Source organism: Hydrogenophaga sp. (genome assembly GCF_051860785.1).
In the GTDB taxonomy this organism is placed as follows: domain Bacteria; phylum Pseudomonadota; class Gammaproteobacteria; order Burkholderiales; family Burkholderiaceae_C; genus Hydrogenophaga.
In genome coordinates this window covers 26,838-47,205 of record NZ_JBIMLB010000027.1, presented here as the reverse complement: position 1 = coordinate 47,205, position 20,368 = coordinate 26,838, and the positions used below count along the sequence as shown (strand labels likewise).

Sequence of the window (20,368 nt, the reverse complement as noted above, 5' to 3'; positions counted from 1 at the left end):
TGTCATTCCCTCGTCTTCAATGCGGCCACCATGTCCAGGCGGTCGATGCGGCGGCGCACGACCAATGCGCTTGCGACGCCTGCGGCGACGACGGCGAGGCAGGCCCAGGCGTACGTGCGTGGTTGGATCACCACGGGAAACAGGAACTGGTCGGAGCGCATCAGCTCGACGACGGCGTGTGTGAGACCCAAGCCAAGTCCCATACCCAACGGCAACGCCACGGCAATGCCCAAGGCCAATTCACCCAGCAGCATGAACGACACCTCGGTTCGCGTGAAGCCCAGCACGCGCAAGCTCGCCAGCTCCCACGTGCGCTCGGCCAGGGCAATGCGCGCACTGTTGTAGACCACGCCCACCGCGATCACCACGGCAAAGACGGTGAGGATGGAACTCATGATCAGAATGTTGCGCGCGCTCACCTCCTGCATGTTACGCAGCATCGTGGCCTTGCTGAAGGCGCCAGCGATGCGTGGAAATTCGCGCGTGGCTTCCAGCACGCGCGGCAGCGCGCCGCTTTCCACGCGCAAGCTGAAGTTGTTGGCGACGTTGCCTTCGCCCAGCAGGCGCAGGAGCTCGGTGCGTTCCATGAAGCTGTTGAGGCCCATCATGTCGCGCACCGTGCGTTCGACGACCACCTGACGTTCCTGCCGCCGTCCCTCGCGCACTTGCAAGGTGACGGTATCGCCGGGTGTGACGCCCAGCTTGTCCGCCAACCGGTCCGTCATCAGCACGCCATGCGTGCCGGCGAAGGCCACTTTTCGGTCCACGTCCACCACGCGCTGCAATTGCGGGGAAGAGGCCAGTCCGTCGAGAAGGCCGTTCTCGCTGCGCGAACCGTGGATGAAGCGCACGGCCACGCGGTAGCCGGATTCCACCTGCAACACGCCAGGCAGTCGGGCCAGTTCGCGAGCGGCACCTTCATCCACCTGGTCGTTGGCCCACACGATGAGGTCGCCCCGCATCGCCAGGTCAAACTGCGTGTGGATGATGGCCTCCATGGCATCGCGGAAGAAGTTGCCCATGATAACGATGGCCACCGCGGCGGCAATGCCGCCTGTTGTGACCGCTGCGCGCAGCGGTTTGCGTTCGATGTTGCGCAGCATCATGCGCAGGGCAGGGGTGAGTCGCATCCAGGGCATGCGCTCCAGCAACGCACGCCGATAGCGCCCCGGTGCGGGCGGCTGCATGGCTTCGGCCGGTGACAGGCGCACGGTGGCGGCGATCGCCGTGAGTGTGCCCAGCACGGCCGTCAACGCCACGATGGTCAGTGCACCCGCCGCCAGAGCGAGGGGGATCCGGTGCTCGAAGCTGGGGAAGTGGAAGAACTCCGCATACAGCTTGGTCAAACCCTCACCGAGCACGTAGCCGAGCAGCAGGCCCAGAAGATACCCACCACCCACCATCGGCGCGACCAGTTTGAGGTAGTGCAGGGCAATGCGCCGGTTGGGGTAGCCCAAGGCCTTCAGAGTAGCAACCTGTTCGCGTTGCGTCGCAACGAGGCGGGCCGTGACGACATGGAGCAAGAACCCGGCGACGGCCAGAAAGATCGCGGGAAGCACCGTCCCCAGCACGCGCTGCTCCCTGATTTCGTTGTCCAGCATGGCGTGGGAAGCCTGCTCGTCGCGTCCGTGCGCGGGCGAGCCACCGAGCGGCGCCAGTTGCCGCGTGACGGCGTCGATCACCGCAGAGGGTGATGCGTCGGGAGCGAGCTTGAGCGTCACGCGCGTGAAGGCGCCAGCCATATCGAGGGCAGCGGCCAATTCGTCACGGTTGAGCCAGAAAACGCCGAAAGAGCGCAAATCTGGCACCCCCATCATTCCGCCAAAGATGTATTCCGGGGACAGCGCTGTTCCCGTGATGCGCAGCGTCCGTCGTTTGCCGTTGACCAGTGCACTGACGGTGGCCCCATGGCCGAGCTTGTGCGCCTGCGCAAAGCTTTCGGTCACGACCGTTTCCAGTTCGCCTCCTCGGGAGCCACCTTCGGCCCACCGGCCGGAGCGCAGCAGCACACGATTGAGCCGTGGTGAGCGCTGCGGATCCAGTCCGATCAGTTGGCCCATCACGGGATCGATGCTGCCGGGCACGCTCACGCGCGCCATGGCTTCCACCGTGGTCTGAACGTCAATGACGCCCGGCAGCGCCACCAGGCGCGGTTCCATCGACTCGGGCGCGCGCCGAACGGCCGCAAAGACATCCCCGAAGCGACCTTCTCTGTAGAAGTCATCACGTGCCTTCGACAGGGAGTCGACGGCAGACAACATCGCGAGGAACCCGCCAATGCCGCTGGCCACAACGAGCGCGATCGTAAGAGCCTGGCTCCAGAGCAGGCGGAGATCGCGAAAAACTTTGCGGTCCAGGGCTTTCATCGCCATCACCAGGACAGTTCGGCCGGGGTCAGCCGCCGTTGGGGAACTTCGATGCTGGCGACGCGTCCGTCGGCCAGGCGCACCACGCGGTCCGCCATACCGGCTATGGCCGCGTTGTGCGTGATGACGATGGCCGTGGTGCCCAACTCTGAATTGATGCGGGCGATGACCTCGAGCACGAGTTTTCCCGTGGCATAGTCCAGCGCGCCTGTGGGCTCGTCGCACAACAGCAATTGGGGCCGCTTGGCGATGGCACGAGCGATCGCCACGCGCTGCTGTTCCCCGCCCGACAACTGCGAGGGGAAGTGGTTTCGCCGCGGCATCAGCGCGACCAGCGCGAGCGCTTCGTCGACCGGCATGGGGTCCAGCGAGATGTCGGTCACCAGCGCCACGTTCTCGGCCACCGTGAGGCTGGGAATGAGGTTGTAGAACTGAAAGACGAATCCGACATGTTCGCGCCGGTATCGCGTGAGCGCTTCATCGCTCGCACCCGTGAGGCGCTCTCCCAGGAATTCCACCTCGCCCGAGCTGGGAAGATCCAGCCCACCCAGAATGTTCAACAGCGTCGACTTGCCACTGCCCGATGCGCCGAGCAGCACGATGAACTCACCCTGGCGCACGTCGAGGTCCACGTCCTTTAGTGCTTGTACGGCCGTCTCGCCGCTGCCGTACGTCTTGGTGAGCGCGCGGGTGAGCAGGACCGAGTTGGCTGGTCCTGCTGTCCGCCGATCACCCACGGGGGTCATTGGATTTTGATCTTGGAGGAAGGTGCTGGTGCCTTCTTCGGCAGCTCGAGTGTCAAGACGCCGTCGGCGTATTTCGCCTGCACCTTGGCCTCGTCCACGTCCTGTCCCAGGCTGAAACTGCGCGAGATGCTGCCGTAGTGCCGTTCGCTGCGCAGAACCTTGTCGCCATTTCCCTTGGTTTCCTTTTCGGACTTGGTCTCGGCGTCGATCTGCACCAGATTGCCGTCGACGCGCACGTTGATGTCTTCTTTCTTCACACCGGGAATATCGGCTTTCACAGTGAAGGAGCCATCGTTCTCGCTCACATCGATGCGCATTTTCAAAGGCGTTAGCTCGGGCTCGAACGTGGTGGGAGAAAAAAAGCGGCGAATCGCGGTTTCGAAGTTGTCCCCGAAGGTGGGGTCCAGAAGTCTCAGGTTGCTCATGATGGGCTCCGCTTCAAATGTGTGGAGAACGGCATCGACCCAGTGGCGACGATGCCAGCACAACTGTAGGCATCCTGTGCTGACGGCCATTGACTTTTCGCAAACCGAGGACCGTAGAGCTCGGCCGGTCAGCCGTGCCTCATCTTCGCGACCATGTCAGGTGCGGGAGGCTGGCCCATGCCTCTCGTCGGAACTTTCACGGTATGACTGGCAGGCCATGCAATACGGCGCCTGTGGCATGACAAGCAGACGCTGCTCAGCGATCGGCTCGCCACAGGCAGCGCAGAACCCATAGGTGCCGTCGTCAAGACGTCGCTGTGCGGCGATGACCTGCGAGAGCTCAGCGGCCGCATGGGCCGCCTGCATGTCCTCGACAGCGGCGGCAACACCGTGAGCGGCGATCTCCTTGAAATCGGTGACTTCGGTATCACCGGTGGCCGAGTGCAGCGCGCGCGCATCATCGGTTTCCAGGATGGCACGCAGTTCCACTTCGCGCTGCTGCAGCAGCGCGAACAGTTGCTGATAGAGGGAGTGTCTTGTCGCGTTCATGGAGAGTCTCGCAAGTAATGAACCCATTGTTGTTGCGGCACCGACCCGGGACTTTGATCCTTGTCAATCGCCGCGCCGAGCGCAATGCCCACATCGCCGCTTGCAGGTGCCCAGTCATGGCAGTGCCTTGGAAACCTTGGCAAGGGAAGGGGCGCTCCCACGAATCACGAGGACGGGAACCGGTGCCTGGCGGATCACCTGCTCGGCGCCGCTGCCCATCACCAGCCGATGGAAACCTTTTCGGCCGTGCGACCCGACCACGACCAGGTCCGCGTCCCAGAGTTTGGCGGCGGTGGCGACGGCCTCTCCGAGGCGAAGTCCTGGTTTGTCGAACAGCATCATGTCGGTCTCGATACCCGCCGCGCGGGCTTTGTCCATGTTCTTGTGCAGCAATTCATCGGCACCGTTGCACATCGCCTCATGAAGGCCCGCCGCTGTTCGGCCATACATGCCATAAGCCGCCAACCACAGCGGTTCATCCAGCGCGTGAACCACTCGCAGTCGCCCGCGGCAGGTCAAAGCAAGGTCAATCGCGGCGTCCAGTGCCAGAGCCGAAGTGTCGCTGCCGTCCACGGGAACGAGGATGCGTTTGAACATGAAAGACTCCGTGGTACACAGCCCGAATCTCAAACCGTGGGCCGCGCTAAGCGGAGTACGTTTCGAGGTAATCAGGAACGCAGACGTTCCAGCCCAACCCGCGCTCGATGCGCAGGCGCATCGCGTCGGCGGCGGCTGGTTCTCCATGGGTGATGAACGTGGTGGTCGGGGCGGATTTCATCCCTCTCAGCCATGCTTCGATCTCCCCGGCATCGGCGTGCGCGGAGGCGCACCCAAGCTGGTCGACCTCGCAGCGGATCGGCACATCCTGTCCGTGGATTCGCACGTGATCCGCACCCGCCGCCAGAGAAGCACCGCGTGTGCCGCCGGCCTGAAAACCGCTCAACAGGATCGTGTTGCGTTTGTCTGGCGCAAACGCCTTGATGTGGTGCAGCACCCGGCCCCCCGTGGCCATGCCGCTGCCCGCGATGATCACCATGGGCCCTCGCCGTGCATTGAGTTCCTTCGATTCTTCTGCCGACCGAACCTGGACAGCGCTCAGCGGCAACGCCCGGCATTCTTCGGGCGAAATGCGCAGTTCTTGCGGGTGGCGCACGAACACGGCGGTGGCGTCTTCGGCCATGGGGCTGTTCAGGTACACAGGCAGATGGTGAATCGTGCCCCGCTGCATCAGCACTTGAATCATATGCAGCAGGGTCTGCGCGCGTCCCACGGCGAACGCGGGCACGATGATGGCGCCACCTCGGGCGGCTGTGCGATTGATGACCTCCGCCAACTGCGCCAACGGGTCGATGACAGGATGCAGGCGATCGCCGTAGGTGGATTCGACCACCACGCGATCCGCCTGGACGATGGGGTCCGGCGCCCGCATGAGGATGTCGACAGGGCGTCCAAGGTCGCCAGAGAAGAGCAGAGACGACACGCCGTTGTCCAGCCGAACCGAGGCGGCGCCGAGTATGTGGCCCGCGCGCGACAATCTCGCTTTTACGCCAGGAATCGGCTCCCACTGCGTTCCCCACGGAACGGTCTCTATGCGCTCAAGGCTTTGGACCGCGTCCTTGCGTGTGTACAGGGGCAGCGCAGGCGCATGCTTGCTAAGGCGATGGCGATTGAGGAAATCGGCTTCTTCTTCCTGGAGTCCACCGCTGTCGGGCAGCATGATGCGACAGAGGTCGCGCGTGGCGGGTGTGCAGTACACGACGCCGCGAAACCCTTGCTTGACCAGCAGGGGAAGGTATCCGCTGTGGTCAATGTGCGCATGCGTCAACACGACCGCGTCGATCTGGGAGGGCCGAACGGGTAGTTGAGCCCAGTTGCGCAAGCGCAGCTGTTTGTACCCTTGGAACAAGCCGCAATCAATCAGCAGCCTCGCCTTACCGTGTTGCACGAGGTACTTGGAACCTGTCACTGTGCCAGTGGCACCCAGGAATTGGAGTTGCATGCCCCAGTGTAGGAAAGCCGGCGCGGGTCGGTTTGCGTTTAATCAAACCAGCTACACATCGCACCCGCATTCACTGCTTCAAGCGCGGCTAGCAGCGAGCGAGCGAGAGTGCTGTCCCGCTCACTTCTTCAGGGAGCAGGTGTTGAAACCGAGAATGGCGTAGGGTGGGCACCAGCCCATCAAACCCGTGAGCAGAGGTAGAACGCCCAGGTAGCCCCACAGGCCAATGGTGCTGGTGGCGGCGCCTGCGATGAGCGCCAATCCGAGGACGATGCGCAGGGTGCGATCAATACCGCCGACGTTCTTTGTCATGGTGATTCTCCAAAAAGGGAAGGGTGGTGGGGAGAGGGCGATGCAATCGATCAGAGTGCATTCAAGGGGATCTTCAAGTAAGCCACGCCGTTGTCTTCCTTCGGGGGGAGCTCCCCGGCGCGGATATTGATCTGGACCGAGGGCAGGATGAGCGTGGGCATCTCCAGCGTGGCGTCGCGCCTCGTACGCATCTGCACGAATTGGTCTTCGCTCACCCCGTCGTGCACATGGATATTTTTCGCGCGTTGCTCGGCCACGGTGGTTTCGAAGGCGACGGGACGATCAAGCGGCGGATAGTCGTGGCACATGAACAGCCGGGTCTGCGGGGGCAGGCTGAGCAACCTGCGTGTGGATGAGTACAGCGCACGGGCATCACCTCCGGGAAAGTCGCAGCGCGCGGTGCCTACGTCGGGCATGAACAACGTGTCGCCCACGAATACCGCGTCGCCAAAGCGGTAGGCCGCGCAGGCCGGCGTGTGGCCGGGCACGAACATGACATCGCCGGTCAATGAGCCCAGTGGAATGGCTTCTCCTTCCTGGAAGAGATGGTCGAATTGCGAGCCGTCCTGCTGGAAGCCGGGCTCCAGGTTGAAGATGCCCTTGAACACCTTCTGCACTTGGGTGATGCGTCCGCCAATGCCGATTTTTCCGCCCAGCTTGGCGCGCAAGTAGGGCGCAGCCGAGAGGTGGTCGGCGTGGGCATGGGTTTCCAGAATCCACTGCACCTTCAAGTCATGGGCACGCACATAGTCCACCACCCTGTCGGCCGAAGCGTGTCTCGTGCGACCTGATTTGGGGTCGTAGTCGAGCACCGAGTCGATGATGGCGCAGTCGCTGCCTGGGCCGCTGTGAACGATGTAGGTCACCGTCCATGTGGCGGAATCGAACAGGCCGTGGACCTCGGGCTGTGCGTTGTCAGAGAGTGTGTTCATCGGATACTCCTTTCATAAGTCTATAACAATATATTGACAAGTATTATATTTGTCAATATATTATCGATTCGAACCCGCACCGCTTTGCGCTGCGTCAATGAACAGGAAGGAAGCTCCGATGAAAAAGAACGTCTCGATGGACATGGAAGACATGCACGCGGCAGCCAGCCGGGCCTGCCGCCTGATGAAGGTGCTGTCCAACCCGGATCGCTTGTTGATCCTGTGCCAGCTCTCGCAGGGCGAGCATCGCGTGGGCGAGTTGGAGGCGTTGCTGGGCGTCGTGCAACCGACCTTGTCGCAACAGCTCACCGTGCTGCGCGACGAGGAGCTGGTGAGCACGCGTCGGGAAGGCAAGAACATCCATTACGCGCTGTCCAGCCCCGAAGCGCTGGCGGTGATGCGGGTGATGTACGAACAATTCTGTGTGAGTGAAAAGGAGTGAGTCATGACGATTGATTGGGCCAATTTCACGCCGTGGGCTTCACTGTCCGGCGGCGTCTTGCTGGGCGTTGCCTCGGCCTTCTTCATCCTGGTCAACGGTCGGGTGTTGGGCATCAGCGGCATCCTGGGTGGCCTGTTGCCACCGAAATCAGGCGACGCCGGCTGGCGCATCGCCTTTCTGTTGGGCATGCTGGCTGCGCCGCTGGTGTATGGCCTCTTGGCGCCTGAAGGATTTGTGCAGGCTCCGCGCATCGATGCGGGCTTTGCCACCATCGCCGCCGCCGGGCTGCTGGTCGGCCTGGGCACGCGCTACGGTTCGGGCTGCACCAGCGGACACGGGGTGTGCGGTCTCTCGCGCCTGTCGCCCCGTTCGCTCATCGCCACGCTCGCCTTCATGGGCGCAGGCTTTGCCATGGTCTTCGTGGTTCGCCACGTTTTGTAAGGAGCACAAAAATGCACCGCCTCATCGAATTTTTTGTGGGCCTGCTGTTCGGCCTGGGCCTGTTGCTCTCCGGCATGACCAACCCTGCCAAGGTGCTCGGCTTCCTGGACCTGTTCGGCACCTGGGATCCGTCATTGGCCCTCGTCATGGGCGGCGCCATCGCCGTGGGCTTCTTCGCCTTTGCGCTGGCCCGCAAACGCACCACGAACTTTCTGGGCGGCGCTTTGCACCTGCCCAAGTCGAACCAGATCGACAAGCGCCTGGTGCTCGGCGGGCTGACCTTCGGCGCGGGCTGGGGTCTGGCGGGCTTCTGCCCGGGGCCTGGCATCGTGTCCATGGCCTCCGGCGAGGTGAAGGCTGCGGTGTTCGTGGCGGCCATGGTCGTTGGCATGGTGGTCTTCGAGATCGCCGAGCGCACTGGTTTGCGTCAGCGCATGGGTGCCTGACATGGCATCCTTGAACGTCGTCCCCCTGTCGGTAACGCTGTCGGTCGCGGGACAGATCGCACCGGCCGACTTGCTGGAAATCGCGCGCGCCGGCTTCAAGTCCGTCATCTGCAACCGCCCGGACGGTGAGGGCTCGAGGCAGTTCAGCTCGCAAGATATGGAGGCGGCTGCCCGCCAGGCCGGCTTGACGATGGCTTACCTGCCCGTGGTCTCGGGTCAGGTCACCGAGGATGACGGACGTGCATTCGGTAGCTTGCTGAAGCAGCTGCCCACTCCTGTGCTCGCGTATTGCCGAAGCGGCATGCGTTCAGCGACGCTGTGGGCGCTGTCGCAGGCTGATCGGCAGGCATGGCCCGAGCTCGTGCAGCGCGTTGCGCGAGCTGGCTTCAACCTGAGTGGCGTGACACCACCCACACCGAATTCATCTCGCTAACGTCTACAGCCTGAAGTCACCCGCACGCATGAACCCATCGTCCACCTGGCGCCAGCTGTTGCCTTCCTTGCCCGTGTTGCAGTGGGGTCGCGCGTACAACCGAGAGACGCTGGTCAGCGATGGCATGGCCGCGCTCATCGTCACCATCATGCTACTTCCCCAGAGCCTGGCCTACGCGATGCTTGCGGGTTTGCCGCCTGAAGTCGGCCTCTATGCAAGCGTTGCCCCGCTGTTGCTCTACGCCGTCTTCGGCACCAGCCGCGTGCTGGCCGTGGGGCCGGTGGCGGTGGTCTCACTCATGACGGCGGCGGCCATCGGCCAGTACGCCGTCGCAGGCACGCCCGAATACTGGGCGGTGGCGATCACGCTGGCTTTCCTCTCGGGTCTGCTCCTGCTGGCCATGGGGTTGCTGCGCCTGGGCTTTCTCGCCAACTTTCTCAGCCACCCGGTCATCTCCGGCTTCATCTCGGCCTCGGGCCTCCTGATCGCAGCGAGCCAGCTCAAGACGCTGATGGGTGTGAAGGCCGACGGGCACACGTTCGTCGAACTGAGCTTGTCGCTGCTGACGCAGATCGGGCAGGTGCACGCATTGACGTTCGCCATTGGCGCGGCGACGGTGGCGTTCCTGTTCTGGGTGCGCAGCGGTCTCAAGCCGCTGCTGCAGAGCGCTGGCATGACCCCGCGCGGCGCCGACGTGGTGGCCAAGACCGGTCCGGTCGCGGCGATTGTGGTGACGACACTGCTCACCTGGGGCCTGGACTGGCAAGGGCAGGGCGTGAAGATTGTGGGTGCCGTGCCCCAGGGGTTGCCGCCGTTCACGCTGCCTCTGTGGGATCTCGGCCTGTGGCAGCAACTGTTGGTGCCGGCGCTGCTCATCAGCGTGGTCGGTTTCGTCGAGTCGGTGTCGGTCGGCCAGACCCTCGCCGCCAAGCGGCGCCAACGCATCGAACCCGACCAGGAACTCGTGGCGCTGGGGTCCAGCAATCTGTCGGCAGCGTTCACCGGTGGCTTCCCGGTCACTGGCGGCTTTGCGCGCTCGGTGGTCAATTTCGATGCCGGTGCCCAGACGCCGGCGGCCGGCATTTTCACCGCTGCCGGCATCACGCTGGCCTCGCTGTTTCTCACGCCGGCGCTGTACTACCTGCCACAGGCCACGCTGGCCGCGACCATTGTGGTGGCGGTGCTGTCGCTGGTGGACTTCAGCATCCTGAGCAAGACCTGGCGCTACGCCAAGACGGATTTTGTCGCGGTGCTGGCCACGCTGGTGACGACTTTGACCGTGGGGGTGGAGACTGGGCTGGTCGTGGGCGTGGGTGTATCGCTGGCGTTGTATCTCTACCGCACGAGCCGCCCCCATATGGCCGAAGTGGGTCTGGTGGCGGGCACCGAGCATTTCCGCAACGTGCAGCGCCATGCTGTGGTCGTGAGTCCGCGGATCCTGAGCCTGCGGGTGGACGAAAGCCTGTACTTCGCCAACTCGCGTGCTTTGGAAGACCGCATCAACAATGTGGTGGCCAACCGTCCCGGCCTGGAGCACGTGGTGCTGCAGTGCTCGGCTATCAACGACATCGATGCCAGTGCATTGGAAAGTCTGGAAGCTATCGACTTGCGTTTGCGCGACGCTGGCTTGCGACTGCACCTGTCTGAGGTCAAGGGGCCCGTGATGGATCGGTTGACGGGCACCGAATTCCTGCACAACCTCAGCGGACGGGTGTTCCTTACCCACTATCAAGCCATTCGTGAATTTTCGCCGAGGCCCGCGGACGAATCGATTTCTATGCGACTGTGAGACTCTCGCAGCTGCAACAGCAGTGTGATCGTCGGCCCCTCAGGACGCACGGGTGCGTGTGACAGGCCGCTTATTTCCCGGCGTGCGGTGCGCCCGCCGGCGCTGCGGCGATCCAGGTCTCCAACCACGGCGGGCGGGCGCTCGACGGCACACCGGGCGCCATCACCGTGCTGCCTTCAATAGCGGAGGTGGTCAAGGGCGACGTTCCTCTGATCATGGACAGAGGTATTCGCCGAGGCACTGATGCCGTGAAGGCGCTGGCGCTGGGCGCCAACGCAGTAGCAATCGGCCGGCCGGTCATGTTCGGCCTGACCTTGGGCGGGGCGAGCGGCGTCGACTGCGTGATCGAGTACTTGCGCCGCGAAACCGTGAACACCGTCCTGCACCTGGGTGCCAACCGCCTCGGCGCGCTCGGCAGACAGCACGTGCGCCAGTCCGCTGCGCCAGGCACGCAAGTGCCGGTGCAAGTGGGCGCGGACCACTTGGCCTGACGACCTGGCTTACGCAGAGCCAAGCGCCCAGCGGCGTCTCCCTGACCAGTGGCGAGCACGGTGTGCGGGCCATCCTGTTCGCGGGAAAGCCACTGCGCGAGCCGGTCGCCGCATCCGCTTGCATCGCCATCACGGGCAGGGCAAGGCGTTGATTTGCGTCAAAGCGCTGACATCGGTTCCCGATAGACTGAACGGAACAAGGAGTACCCATGATGGACCATCAAGCGACCGGCGCTGCATCCGCAAGGCGCATTTTCCCGTCGTTGTCGGCCTTTTACGATCGGGTCGCACAACCCTTGAGCTGGCTCGTCCTGCGGGCGTTCGTGGGCGGAGCGCTGGTCCTCGAAGGCTGGCCGAAAATCATGGCGCCATTCGCGCAAACGGGATTCGTCGAGAGCATCGGCTTTTATCCAGGCTGGCTCTGGTCGCCCCTGCTCGCCGCGATGCAGTTCTTCGGCGGGATCGCTCTCGTGATCGGTTTGCTGACGCGCCCAGTCGCACTTGCCAATGCCGTCATGCTCGCGGTCACCTGGTGGTTTCACGCCACCCATCCCTATGGCGATGCTTTTCTCACGCCGGATGGCATCGCGGCATTGAAGAACAGCGGAGCAGCCATTTTCAGTCCCGAAGGCATCAGGCGCCTTGCGGATGGCGGGGCAGCATTCCTGCACCAGGTTCAGGCCAAGGCCGAATTTCTCTCTGCGATATGGGCTGCCGCGTGCCTGGTCTTTGCCGGCCATGGTGGTGGCCCGCTATCGGTGGATCGAATGCTCCTGAAGAAGGAATTCTGATGACCCCATGCAGATGGCAATCCTCGACGCGACGCGCCCTGGTGGTGCTTGTTGAAGGCCAGGAACCGAGGCGAAACCGGGGACTATGACCATCGACACGAACCTCGAAGACCCTTCACTCCTCGATGCCGAAGTGCTTGCCAGCGCGTTGGGCACCGACCTCGAAGGCGGGCTCAGCGCGCACGAGGCCGCCGCCCGACTGGCACGCGATGGCCCGAACGAACTGCGCGCCGCTGCGTCGATACCCACCTGGCGCCGCATCCTCGGCCAATTCCAGGATCCGTTGATCTACCTGCTGCTGGCGGCGGTGGCGATCGCGCTGGCGGCCTGGCTGGTCGAAGGCAGGCAGGGCTGGCCGGTGGACGCGATCGTGATCACATTGGTCATCCTCTTGAACGCTGCGCTGGGCTATGCGCAGGAAGCCAAGGCCGACAACGCGGTGGCTGCATTGGCCAGCATGACGAGCGCCACATGCGCGGTGCTGCGCGGCGGCAAGCCGCTGCGCATTGCGAGCACGGAACTCGTTGTCGGCGACCTGCTGGTGCTCGGCGAAGGAGACCTCGTCGGCGCCGATGCGCGGCTTCTGCGCACCGCCACGCTGCGGGTGCAGGAAGCCTCGCTCACCGGCGAAAGCGAGGCGGTGCTGAAGGACGTGGCCACGCTGGCGGCGCCGACGCCGCTCGGCGACCGGCTGAACATGGTGTTCAAGGGCACGGCGGTCGCGCAGGGCACGGGCCGGGCCGTCGTCACCGCGACCGGCATGGCCACCGAGATGGGCTCGATCGCCAGCATGCTCGATGCCACCATTGAAGAGGCCACGCCCTTGCAGAAGGAGGTCAGCCGCATCGGCCGCATGCTCGGCATCGCGGTCGTGATCATCGCCGTGGTGGTGGTCGCAACGATCCTGCTGATGTCCGACATCCGCGGCCCGTCTGACCTGATCACCGTGCTGCTGCTCGGTGTGTCGCTGGCGGTGGCCGCGGTGCCCGAGGGCCTGCCGGCGATCCTGTCGGTGGTGCTGGCGATGGGCGTGCAACGCATGGCCAAGCGCAAGGCTATCGTCAAGAAACTGTCGTCGGTGGAGACGCTGGGCTCCGCTTCCGTGATCTGCTCCGACAAAACCGGCACCCTGACACGGTCCGAGATGACGATCCAGCGCGTCATGACCGCCTCCGGCGACACGCTCGTCACCGGCGTGGGCTACGCGCCCGAGGGCCAGATCGAATTCGAGGGCGCGCAGATCGAGCCCGGCGCCTTGCTGAACGAGCAGATCGTGGTGCTCAGCGGCGGCAGCCTGGCGGGCGACGCCGACTTGCGCCAGGGCGACGACGGCCGATGGGAGATCCAGGGCGACCCCACCGAAGCCGCCTTCCTCGTCGCCGAGCGCAAGCTGGGTGCAACCGAGCGGCGCGAGCGCCGCTTCGAGCGCATCGGCGAGATCCCGTTCACCTCCGAGCGCAAGATGATGTCGAGCATCGAGCGCGACCTCGAGCACGGCGGCGAGATCGTCGTCATCACCAAGGGCGCACCTGACGTGCTGCTCGAACACTGCACGCGTGTACGCGTCGGCATGGACATCGTGACGCTCGACGACGCACTGCGGTCGCGCGCCCTTGCCGACGTGGCCCGGCTCACCGACGAAGCCTTGCGCACACTCGCCGTCGCCTACCGCCCGCTGGCCCCCGGCGAGCCGGCCGAGGCTTCGCCCGATCTGGAGCGCGAGCTGATCTTCGTCGGCACCGTCGGCATCATCGACCCGCCGCGACCCGAGGCAGCAGTGGCCATTCGCGAGGCGCGTCGCGCCGGCATCCGCGTGATCATGATCACCGGCGACCACCCGCGCACGGCGGCGCGCATCGCCGCCGACCTCGGTATCGTCGAGCTCGGCGCAAAGGCGCTGACCGGGGCCGAGCTCGATGAACTCGACGCTGCCGGCCTCGCCGCAGCGGTGCGCGTGACCTCGGTCTATGCCCGCGTGGCGCCGGTGCACAAGCTGCGCATCGTCGATGCGCTGCAGGCAGACGGCAACACCGTCGCGATGACCGGCGACGGCGTCAACGACGCGCCGGCGCTGAAGTCGGCCGACATCGGCGTGGCGATGGGCATCACCGGCACCGAGGTGACCAAGCAAGCGGCGAAGATGATCCTCGTCGACGACAACTTCGCGACCATCGTCGACGCGGTGCGCGAGGGCCGCGGCATCTTCGACAACATCCGCAAGTTCCTGCGTTACCTGCTGTCGTCCAACATGGGCGAGGTGCTGACCGTGTTCCTCGGCGTCGTCGGCGCCAGCGTGATCGGCCTCACCGGCGGTGGTGAAGCCGTCGTGTTGCCGCTGCTGGCGACGCAGATTCTCTGGATCAACCTGATCACCGATTCCGGCCCAGCGCTCGCCATGGGCGTGGACCCGGAGACCGACGACGTGATGGCCCGCAAGCCGCGCAAGCCCACCGAGCGCGCCATCGACGCGCGCATGTGGTGGGGCGTGGTCTGGATCGGTCTGGTGATGGCGCTGGCGACGCTGCTGACGATCGACTACTACCTGCCTGGCGGGCTGATCGAAGGGTCGCAAAGCCTGGCCAACGCCCGAACCGCCGGCTTCACGGTGCTGGTGTTCGCCCAGCTGTTCAACTGTTTCAATGCGCGCTCGGACACCACCAGCGCCTTCCACCACCTGTTCGTCAATCCGTGGTTGTGGGGCGCCATCGCACTGTCGGCCATCCTGCAGGTGGCGGTGGTGCACATCGGCTTCCTCAACGTGGCCTTCGGCACGGTGCCGCTGAGCTTTGAGCAGTGGGCCGTGTGCCTGGCCATGGGCAGCACCGTGCTGTGGTTCGGTGAGCTGCGCAAGCTGGCGCTGCGCGCGTGGGGCAACCGAAACTGAGATGGAGCCGCATCCGGCCATCGTCTTTCTCGGCGGCTTGGTGGTCATCATCGTCGGCGCCGAGATGCTGCTGCGCGGCGCGACACGCATGGCGGCGATGCTCAACATCCAGCCGATCCTCATCGGCTTGACCGTCGTCGCCATCGGCACCAGCATGCCCGAGCTGGCGGTGGGCATCACCGCCGCCTACGAGGGCAAGGGGCCGCTGTCCGTGGGCAACATCGCCGGCGGCAACCTCTTCATCCTGCTGTTCGTGCTCGGCCTGAGCGCGCTGTACCGCCCGTTGCCGCTGCGCTTGCAGAGTATCAAGTTCGACGTGCCGGTGATGATCGCCACGTCGCTCATGCTGATCGCCATGGCCTGGGACGGCGTGCTCAGCCGCACCGAGGGTGCGATCCTGGTGGGCACGGCCGTCGCCTACTTCACGGCGCTGGTGCGCCTGAGCCGGCGCGAAAGCTCGCGGATGAAGCTCGAATTCGCGCAGGAATACAGCCAGCATGCCCTGAAGACCCGGCCCAGCCCCCGGCAGTGGGCCTGGAACGGGCTGCTGCTGGCGGCCGGCATCGCACTGACGATCGTCGGCGCCGACCTTCTGGTGGCCGGGGCCGTCGACATCGCCACGAGCTTCGGTGTGTCCGATGCGGTGATCGGTCTGACCATCGTCGCCTTCGGCACGAATGCGCCGGAGTTGACGACCACCTTGGTGGCCACGCTGAAGGACGACCGCGACGTCGCCATCGGCAACCTCATCGGCAGCAGCATCACCAACATCCTGGTCATCCTCGGCCTGATCTGCCTGGCCGCGCCGGGGGGCATAGCGGTGAGCTCGGACGTGCTGCGCATCGACCTGCCGCTGGCCGCCCTGGTGGCCCTGGTGTGCCTGCCGGTCTTCAGGAGCGGTCAGATGGTCACGCGTCGGGAGGGCGGGTTCTTCGTTGCCGCCTACATCGCCTATCTGAGCTCGCTGCTGCTGTTGCGTGCCTGAACAGCCGGCGCGGCAAATGCCTTGTCGCTTGATTTTCATCAAACCCGGGACGGAACCGGCCTCGTAGATTTGCATGCTGCAACAGAAGGACCCCATGAACGCTCCAGCCGCCACCGCACCGCCTGCCGCGCCCGCTTCCCTCGTGAAGCGGGCGGGCCTCGTCGCCGCGTTCGTGGCGCTGCTCGTCATCACCTGGTTGCCGGGCGCAGCGGGCCTGCCGCCGGCGGGGCAGGTGATGCTCGCCATCCTCGCCTTCGCGGTGATCGTGTGGATGACCGAGGCGCTCGACTACGCGGTGAGCGCCGTGGTCATCGGCGCGCTGATGATCTTCCTGCTGGCCTTTGTGCCCGACGCCGCCAAGCCCGGCAGCGCCGACATGGGCACCGGCGCCGCGCTGGGGCTGGCGCTGTCGGGCTTTTCCAGCAGCGCCGTGGCGCTGGTGGCGGCGGCCTGCTTCATCGCCGCAGCGATGACGGCCACCGGGCTGGACCGGCGCATCGCGCTGGTGGTGCTGTCCAAGGTGCAGGCGCGCACCAACCACATCGTCATCGGCGCCATGGTGGTGGGTTTCCTGCTGTCGTTCATCGTGCCGAGCACCACCGCGCGGGTGGCCTGCCTGATGCCCATCATGATGGGCTTCATCCTGGCCTTCAAGGTCGACAAGCGCAGCCGCTTTGCCGCCTTGCTGGTCATCACCGCCGCGCAGACGGCGAGCGTGTGGAACGTGGGCATCAAGACGGCGGCGGCGCAGAACATGGTGGCCGTGGGCTTCCTGGAGAAGCAGTTCGGCACCACCATTACCTGGACCGAGTGGTTCATCGCCGGCGCACCCTTCTCGGCCCTGCTGAGTGTGGCGTTGTACTTCATCATGACGCGCATGTTGAAGCCAGAGATGAGCGAGATCGCCGGCGGGCGCGCCACCATCCGCGCGCAGCTGGAGGCGATCGGCCCCATGAGCGGCAGGGAGTGGAAGCTGCTGCTGCTGGTGCTCGCGCTGCTCGGCTTCTGGTCGACCGAAAAGGTGCTGCATGACTTCGATACCTCATCAACCACCATCGCGGCGATCGCGCTGATGCTGTTGCCGCGCGTCGGCGTGATGGACTGGAAGGAATCGCAGCGCGGCTTTCCGTGGGGCACGGTGGTGCTCTTCGCCGTCGGCATTAGCGTCGGAACCGCGCTGCTCAGAACCGAAGCCGCGCCCTGGCTGGCCCGCCTGATCGTCGAGAACCTCGGTCTGCAGAACGCCAGCGCCTTCGCGATTCTGATGATCCTGTCGCTGTTCCTGATCGTCATCCACCTTGGCTTCGCCAGCGCGACGGCGCTCGCTTCGACCATGATCCCGATCGTCATCAGCGTGCTGGGCGCCGTGAGCACGCCGGGCATCAACGTCATCGGCATGACCATGCTGCTGCAGTTCGTCATCAGCTTCGGCTTCATCCTGCCGGTGAACGCGCCACAGAACATGATCGCCTACGGCACCGACACCTTCGAGGCGCGCGACTTCGTGCGCACCGGGCTGGTCATCACACTGGTCGCCATGCTGCTGCTGGTGATCTTTGCGTTGACCTATTGGCCGTGGATGGGGTACATGACGAAGCCGATCTGAGGGGGGCGACCAGGATCGGGTCAGTGTCCCGCCTTGATTCAGATCAAGTTACGTTCACAGTTTTTAGCACGCTGATTCCGCGCCATTCCAGCATCATCAGCGGGCCAGCGAAAGCAGCATGCCGGCGATGCTGATCATGTGGCTCTCAACGTCTGGCCTGAACGTGCTACGCTGCCTTGAACTCCGCCGCGAGATAGCCCGACGACGATTCAGTTCTTGGCCAGCGCGGCAATGCGGCCGAAGGTGAAGTAAGCACCAGGCAATCGGGCATGTCGGTGTCCTGCCCCACCAGCAGCGCAAAGAACAGGCTGCTCCTCAGCAACGCCAGGTTCAATTCGCCGGAAGGCAGGTGGTGGACTGCGGTGGTGGTGCGGCACGCTCAAGGCACGACCAGCACGTCGGCGGGAACGAACTGCGTCACATGTAGCGCCATGCTACCCAGCTCGCTCTGTCCGATCGTCTCGGCGTCGTGATGCCCGACCACAATGCAATCAGCCTGCAGTGTCGCAGCACCTACCAGCAGAGCGCGGGCCGGCACGTCGTCCGCGACATCGGCGCTCACAGCATGCAAAGCCTTCGTTGAGAGGCCCTGCGCCAACAGTTGAAGTTCGCGCTCTGCGTTCTGGTACATGGTCTCGTGCAGCGACTGCACTTGCTCAGCACTGATGCCGCCGGCTTCCAGGCTGCTGTCCAAGGCTGGAGAGACTGCGTACAGCATGTGGTGATGGGCCTGAGGAAACAATGCCAGTGCGGCTACCACGGCGCGCACCGAGCCATCGCGCAGGTCCACGGCCGACATCACTTGTTGGTAGGGCTTGGCGTGAGATTTGCGCACAATCAGTACAGGACACCCGGGATCGCGCAGGAGCTTCAGCACTGTGCCACCTAGACCCACCGTTGCTGGATCGAAGCGCGAGCCGAGCACCACCAGCGTCGGCCTGCGCGACTGAATGTGTTCGTTGATCACGACATGGGCCGCGCCGAAACCCAGAACGATCTCAACCGTCAGGCCCAAGCGCAGCGCCAAGGTGCTTGCCGAGTCGGCCAGGCGCTGCTGCAGTTTCGAAGTCCTTGCTTGCAGGGCAGGAACCTGACCGGGCCGCTGTAGCGAGTCCGCCAGTGCCGGTGCGCCAGCGCCGTCCAAGGAACCTACCTCCCAGGCCTGCAATAAACACAAGGCAGCGCCGTGCTCCATGGCCAACTGTGCAGCGCGTTCGACTGCGGCCAAACCGCCGGGCGAAAAGTCGGTGCATACCGTGATCGTTGGGAACATCGACATAGTAGTGATTTGTCCATGCAGGTGTCTGCGGGCGACGGCTACCGGCACGACGCGTGCACAGCATGCCCACAGCTTAGCAGGCTGAATTACCTCCGAGGCAGGCCACGCGGACAGATTGGGCGTGGCAAAGTACCAGCACCGTACTCATCAACCCGAACAGACATCACTCATGCGCGGCGCCGACACATTCACAGAAGGCTTTTTCACCCTCAAGAAGCTGGACGACTTCGTGCCGGCCAATCATCCGCTGCAGGTCCTCCGCACGATGGACAACAGGGCGCTGGCGGAGTTTGCCCGGATGTATGAAGACGACGTCAAGGGCGGTCGTCCCAGCATTGCCCCTGAGAAGTTGCTGCGCGCCATGCTGCTGCAGGTTCTGTACTCCATTCGGTCCGAACGGCAGTTGATGGAGCAGACGCAATACAACCTGCTGTTTCGCGGGTTCATCGGCCTGTTAATGGACGACGCGATCTGGGTTCCCACGGTGTTCAGCAAGAACCGGGAGCGCCTGATCGAACACGATGCAGTGCTGGCCTTCTTCAACGAAGTGCTCAAGCAGGCCGACAAGAAGAGATGACTGTCCAAGGAGCACTTCAGCGTGGACGGCACCTTGATCCAGGCCTGGGCGGGGCACAAGAGCTTCGTGCGCAAGGACGGTGACGACGATGCTGATGGGGGCGACTTCCGAGGCAAGTCGCGCAGCAACGAGACCCAAGAAGCGACAACCCTTTGGAAGTGGAAGCGTTCTTCGAGAACAAGGACATCGGTTTCGTGAAGGCCGGGCAGGAGGCCGAGGTGAAGATCGAGACCTTCCAGTACACCAAGTACGGCACGCTCGATGCCGAGGTGTCGTCGGTATCGCACGACACGATCAACGACGAGAAGCGCGGGCTGATCTACTCCAGCCGCGTGCGCATGGCCAAGACCACACTGCTGGTGGATGGCACAGAGGTCAGCCTTTCACCGGGCATGGCGGTGACGGTGGAGGTCAAGACCGGACGGCGTCGGGTCATCCCGTGTCACCCAGGGCCTGCAGCGCTTGTGCTGCTTCCGCGATCCCGGATTTGCCGCAGAGTCGCCACTGGCCTGGGCGCTGGGGCAGTGCGGCCAACGCCATCGATGTATCGCAGTTCGTGCTCATCGAACATTGATCTGGGTCAAGTGATCAGAACCCATCGGCCTGGATACTGATCGGAATGGATGGCAGGCGCTCAATGAAAGGCAATCTGATGTTCCCCGAGTACCGACATCTCATCACAAGCCTCAAACAAACCGACCCCCTTTTCGCGCGTCTGTTCGACAGGCACAACGAACTCGATCAGAAGGTCAAGAATATGGAGGACCGGATTGAGCGGGGAACCCCGACGCAAATCGAAACCCTCAAGAAGAAGAAGCTGCTGCTCAAGGATGAGCTGTACGTTCTCCTCAAGAAGGCTGGCGGCCACTGACGCC

22 protein-coding genes and 1 pseudogene are annotated in these 20,368 nt (G+C 64.2%); 13 read left to right on the top strand and 10 right to left on the bottom strand.

Annotated features, from left to right (window positions below; translation table 11 throughout):
* Positions 1-2 precede the first annotated feature (2 nt).
* The 8 genes from ACTIF6_RS24245 to ACTIF6_RS24210 form a co-directional block, all read right to left on the bottom strand.
* Positions 3-2,366, bottom strand: coding sequence for an ABC transporter permease (locus ACTIF6_RS24245; RefSeq protein WP_439590315.1), 2,364 nt, complete (start codon positions 2,364-2,366; stop codon positions 3-5).
* A gap of 5 nt (positions 2,367-2,371) precedes the next feature.
* Complete coding sequence (locus tag ACTIF6_RS24240; RefSeq protein ID WP_439590314.1) at positions 2,372-3,112, bottom strand: ABC transporter ATP-binding protein; 741 nt, start codon at positions 3,110-3,112, stop codon at positions 2,372-2,374.
* Positions 3,109-3,627 carry an Hsp20/alpha crystallin family protein gene (locus ACTIF6_RS24235; RefSeq protein ID WP_439590313.1) on the bottom strand — a complete coding sequence of 173 codons (519 nt, stop codon included), beginning with the start codon at positions 3,625-3,627 and terminating at the stop codon, positions 3,109-3,111. The genes ACTIF6_RS24240 and ACTIF6_RS24235 overlap by 4 nt, the downstream gene beginning before the upstream one ends.
* Positions 3,628-3,693: 66 nt before the next feature.
* Positions 3,694-4,086 carry a TraR/DksA family transcriptional regulator gene (locus tag ACTIF6_RS24230; protein ID WP_439590312.1) on the bottom strand — a complete coding sequence of 131 codons (393 nt, stop codon included), beginning with the start codon at positions 4,084-4,086 and terminating at the stop codon, positions 3,694-3,696.
* A 114-nt stretch (positions 4,087-4,200) separates the two neighbouring features.
* On the bottom strand, positions 4,201-4,683 hold the full coding sequence (locus tag ACTIF6_RS24225; RefSeq protein WP_439590311.1) for a universal stress protein: 483 nt from the start codon (positions 4,681-4,683) through the stop codon (positions 4,201-4,203).
* A gap of 46 nt (positions 4,684-4,729) precedes the next feature.
* The gene (locus tag ACTIF6_RS24220) at positions 4,730-6,085 is read right to left on the bottom strand and encodes an MBL fold metallo-hydrolase (RefSeq protein ID WP_439590310.1); all 1,356 of its coding nucleotides are present in this window, start codon (positions 6,083-6,085) and stop codon (positions 4,730-4,732) included.
* A gap of 120 nt (positions 6,086-6,205) precedes the next feature.
* On the bottom strand, positions 6,206-6,397 hold the full coding sequence (locus ACTIF6_RS24215; protein WP_439590309.1) for a YgaP family membrane protein: 192 nt from the start codon (positions 6,395-6,397) through the stop codon (positions 6,206-6,208).
* Between the two features lie 50 nt (positions 6,398-6,447).
* Positions 6,448-7,329 (bottom strand): MBL fold metallo-hydrolase, encoded by an 882-nt coding sequence (locus ACTIF6_RS24210; protein ID WP_439590308.1) that lies wholly within the window; start codon positions 7,327-7,329, stop codon positions 6,448-6,450.
* A 118-nt stretch (positions 7,330-7,447) separates the two neighbouring features.
* Here ACTIF6_RS24210 and ACTIF6_RS24205 point away from each other — a divergent pair, with 118 nt between their 5' ends.
* The 10 genes from ACTIF6_RS24205 to ACTIF6_RS24160 all read left to right on the top strand — a co-directional run bounded on the left by ACTIF6_RS24205 (position 7,448) and on the right by ACTIF6_RS24160 (position 17,637).
* Entirely contained in the window at positions 7,448-7,771 is a 324-nt protein-coding gene (locus ACTIF6_RS24205; RefSeq protein WP_439590307.1) for an ArsR/SmtB family transcription factor, read from the top strand.
* Between the two features lie 3 nt (positions 7,772-7,774).
* Positions 7,775-8,212: a YeeE/YedE family protein gene (locus ACTIF6_RS24200; protein WP_439590306.1), complete on the top strand. Its 438-nt coding sequence runs from the start codon at positions 7,775-7,777 to the stop codon at positions 8,210-8,212.
* 11 nt (positions 8,213-8,223) lie between these two features.
* A complete protein-coding gene (locus tag ACTIF6_RS24195; RefSeq protein WP_439590305.1) occupies positions 8,224-8,658 on the top strand; it encodes a DUF6691 family protein in 435 nt (144 codons plus the stop codon).
* 1 nt (position 8,659) lies between these two features.
* Positions 8,660-9,091 (top strand): TIGR01244 family sulfur transferase, encoded by a 432-nt coding sequence (locus ACTIF6_RS24190; protein WP_439590304.1) that lies wholly within the window; start codon positions 8,660-8,662, stop codon positions 9,089-9,091.
* Positions 9,092-9,119: 28 nt separating this feature from the next.
* Positions 9,120-10,880, top strand: a complete 1,761-nt coding sequence (locus tag ACTIF6_RS24185; protein ID WP_439590303.1) for a SulP family inorganic anion transporter — start codon at positions 9,120-9,122, stop codon at positions 10,878-10,880.
* A 110-nt stretch (positions 10,881-10,990) separates the two neighbouring features.
* Positions 10,991-11,371, top strand: a complete 381-nt coding sequence (locus ACTIF6_RS24180) for an alpha-hydroxy-acid oxidizing protein (protein WP_439590340.1) — start codon at positions 10,991-10,993, stop codon at positions 11,369-11,371.
* 209 nt (positions 11,372-11,580) lie between these two features.
* Positions 11,581-12,162, top strand: coding sequence for a DoxX family protein (locus ACTIF6_RS24175; protein WP_439590302.1), 582 nt, complete (start codon positions 11,581-11,583; stop codon positions 12,160-12,162).
* Positions 12,163-12,247: 85 nt separating this feature from the next.
* Positions 12,248-15,046 (top strand): cation-translocating P-type ATPase, encoded by a 2,799-nt coding sequence (locus ACTIF6_RS24170; RefSeq protein ID WP_439590301.1) that lies wholly within the window; start codon positions 12,248-12,250, stop codon positions 15,044-15,046.
* Between the two features lies 1 nt (position 15,047).
* Positions 15,048-16,031: a calcium/sodium antiporter gene (locus tag ACTIF6_RS24165; protein ID WP_439590300.1), complete on the top strand. Its 984-nt coding sequence runs from the start codon at positions 15,048-15,050 to the stop codon at positions 16,029-16,031.
* 94 nt (positions 16,032-16,125) lie between these two features.
* On the top strand, positions 16,126-17,637 hold the full coding sequence (locus tag ACTIF6_RS24160) for an SLC13 family permease (RefSeq protein WP_439590299.1): 1,512 nt from the start codon (positions 16,126-16,128) through the stop codon (positions 17,635-17,637).
* A gap of 166 nt (positions 17,638-17,803) precedes the next feature.
* On the opposite strand, the gene ACTIF6_RS24155 is transcribed toward ACTIF6_RS24160, so the two are convergent.
* Both ACTIF6_RS24155 and ACTIF6_RS24150 read right to left on the bottom strand, forming a co-directional pair.
* Positions 17,804-17,959 carry a hypothetical protein gene (locus tag ACTIF6_RS24155; RefSeq protein ID WP_439590298.1) on the bottom strand — a complete coding sequence of 52 codons (156 nt, stop codon included), beginning with the start codon at positions 17,957-17,959 and terminating at the stop codon, positions 17,804-17,806.
* 57 nt (positions 17,960-18,016) lie between these two features.
* Positions 18,017-18,916 (bottom strand): universal stress protein, encoded by a 900-nt coding sequence (locus tag ACTIF6_RS24150; protein ID WP_439590297.1) that lies wholly within the window; start codon positions 18,914-18,916, stop codon positions 18,017-18,019.
* Positions 18,917-19,085: 169 nt separating this feature from the next.
* On the opposite strand from ACTIF6_RS24150, the pseudogene ACTIF6_RS24145 reads away from it, so the two are divergent.
* The 3 genes and pseudogenes from ACTIF6_RS24145 to ACTIF6_RS24135 form a co-directional block, all read left to right on the top strand.
* Positions 19,086-19,643 (top strand): annotated as a pseudogene (locus tag ACTIF6_RS24145) (IS5 family transposase); the annotation flags it as partial.
* Between the two features lie 8 nt (positions 19,644-19,651).
* The gene (locus tag ACTIF6_RS24140; protein ID WP_439590339.1) at positions 19,652-20,107 is read left to right on the top strand and encodes a hypothetical protein; all 456 of its coding nucleotides are present in this window, start codon (positions 19,652-19,654) and stop codon (positions 20,105-20,107) included.
* 23 nt (positions 20,108-20,130) lie between these two features.
* Entirely contained in the window at positions 20,131-20,364 is a 234-nt protein-coding gene (locus ACTIF6_RS24135) for a YdcH family protein (RefSeq protein WP_439590296.1), read from the top strand.
* The last annotated feature ends 4 nt before the right edge of the window (positions 20,365-20,368 follow it).

Coding starts and splice junctions, on each gene's coding strand:
- ACTIF6_RS24245 (WP_439590315.1), bottom strand. CDS start 2,366: ATGAAAGCCCTGGACCGCAAAGTTTTTCGCGATCTCCGCCTGCTCTGG.
- ACTIF6_RS24240 (WP_439590314.1), bottom strand. CDS start 3,112: ATGACCCCCGTGGGTGATCGGCGGACAGCAGGACCAGCCAACTCGGTC.
- ACTIF6_RS24235 (WP_439590313.1), bottom strand. CDS start 3,627: ATGGCCGTCAGCACAGGATGCCTACAGTTGTGCTGGCATCGTCGCCAC.
- ACTIF6_RS24230 (WP_439590312.1), bottom strand. CDS start 4,086: ATGAACGCGACAAGACACTCCCTCTATCAGCAACTGTTCGCGCTGCTG.
- ACTIF6_RS24225 (WP_439590311.1), bottom strand. CDS start 4,683: ATGTTCAAACGCATCCTCGTTCCCGTGGACGGCAGCGACACTTCGGCT.
- ACTIF6_RS24220 (WP_439590310.1), bottom strand. CDS start 6,085: ATGCAACTCCAATTCCTGGGTGCCACTGGCACAGTGACAGGTTCCAAG.
- ACTIF6_RS24215 (WP_439590309.1), bottom strand. CDS start 6,397: ATGACAAAGAACGTCGGCGGTATTGATCGCACCCTGCGCATCGTCCTC.
- ACTIF6_RS24210 (WP_439590308.1), bottom strand. CDS start 7,329: ATGAACACACTCTCTGACAACGCACAGCCCGAGGTCCACGGCCTGTTC.
- ACTIF6_RS24205 (WP_439590307.1), top strand. CDS start 7,448: ATGAAAAAGAACGTCTCGATGGACATGGAAGACATGCACGCGGCAGCC.
- ACTIF6_RS24200 (WP_439590306.1), top strand. CDS start 7,775: ATGACGATTGATTGGGCCAATTTCACGCCGTGGGCTTCACTGTCCGGC.
- ACTIF6_RS24195 (WP_439590305.1), top strand. CDS start 8,224: ATGCACCGCCTCATCGAATTTTTTGTGGGCCTGCTGTTCGGCCTGGGC.
- ACTIF6_RS24190 (WP_439590304.1), top strand. CDS start 8,660: ATGGCATCCTTGAACGTCGTCCCCCTGTCGGTAACGCTGTCGGTCGCG.
- ACTIF6_RS24185 (WP_439590303.1), top strand. CDS start 9,120: ATGAACCCATCGTCCACCTGGCGCCAGCTGTTGCCTTCCTTGCCCGTG.
- ACTIF6_RS24175 (WP_439590302.1), top strand. CDS start 11,581: ATGATGGACCATCAAGCGACCGGCGCTGCATCCGCAAGGCGCATTTTC.
- ACTIF6_RS24170 (WP_439590301.1), top strand. CDS start 12,248: ATGACCATCGACACGAACCTCGAAGACCCTTCACTCCTCGATGCCGAA.
- ACTIF6_RS24165 (WP_439590300.1), top strand. CDS start 15,048: ATGGAGCCGCATCCGGCCATCGTCTTTCTCGGCGGCTTGGTGGTCATC.
- ACTIF6_RS24160 (WP_439590299.1), top strand. CDS start 16,126: ATGAACGCTCCAGCCGCCACCGCACCGCCTGCCGCGCCCGCTTCCCTC.
- ACTIF6_RS24150 (WP_439590297.1), bottom strand. CDS start 18,916: ATGTCGATGTTCCCAACGATCACGGTATGCACCGACTTTTCGCCCGGC.
- ACTIF6_RS24135 (WP_439590296.1), top strand. CDS start 20,131: ATGAAAGGCAATCTGATGTTCCCCGAGTACCGACATCTCATCACAAGC.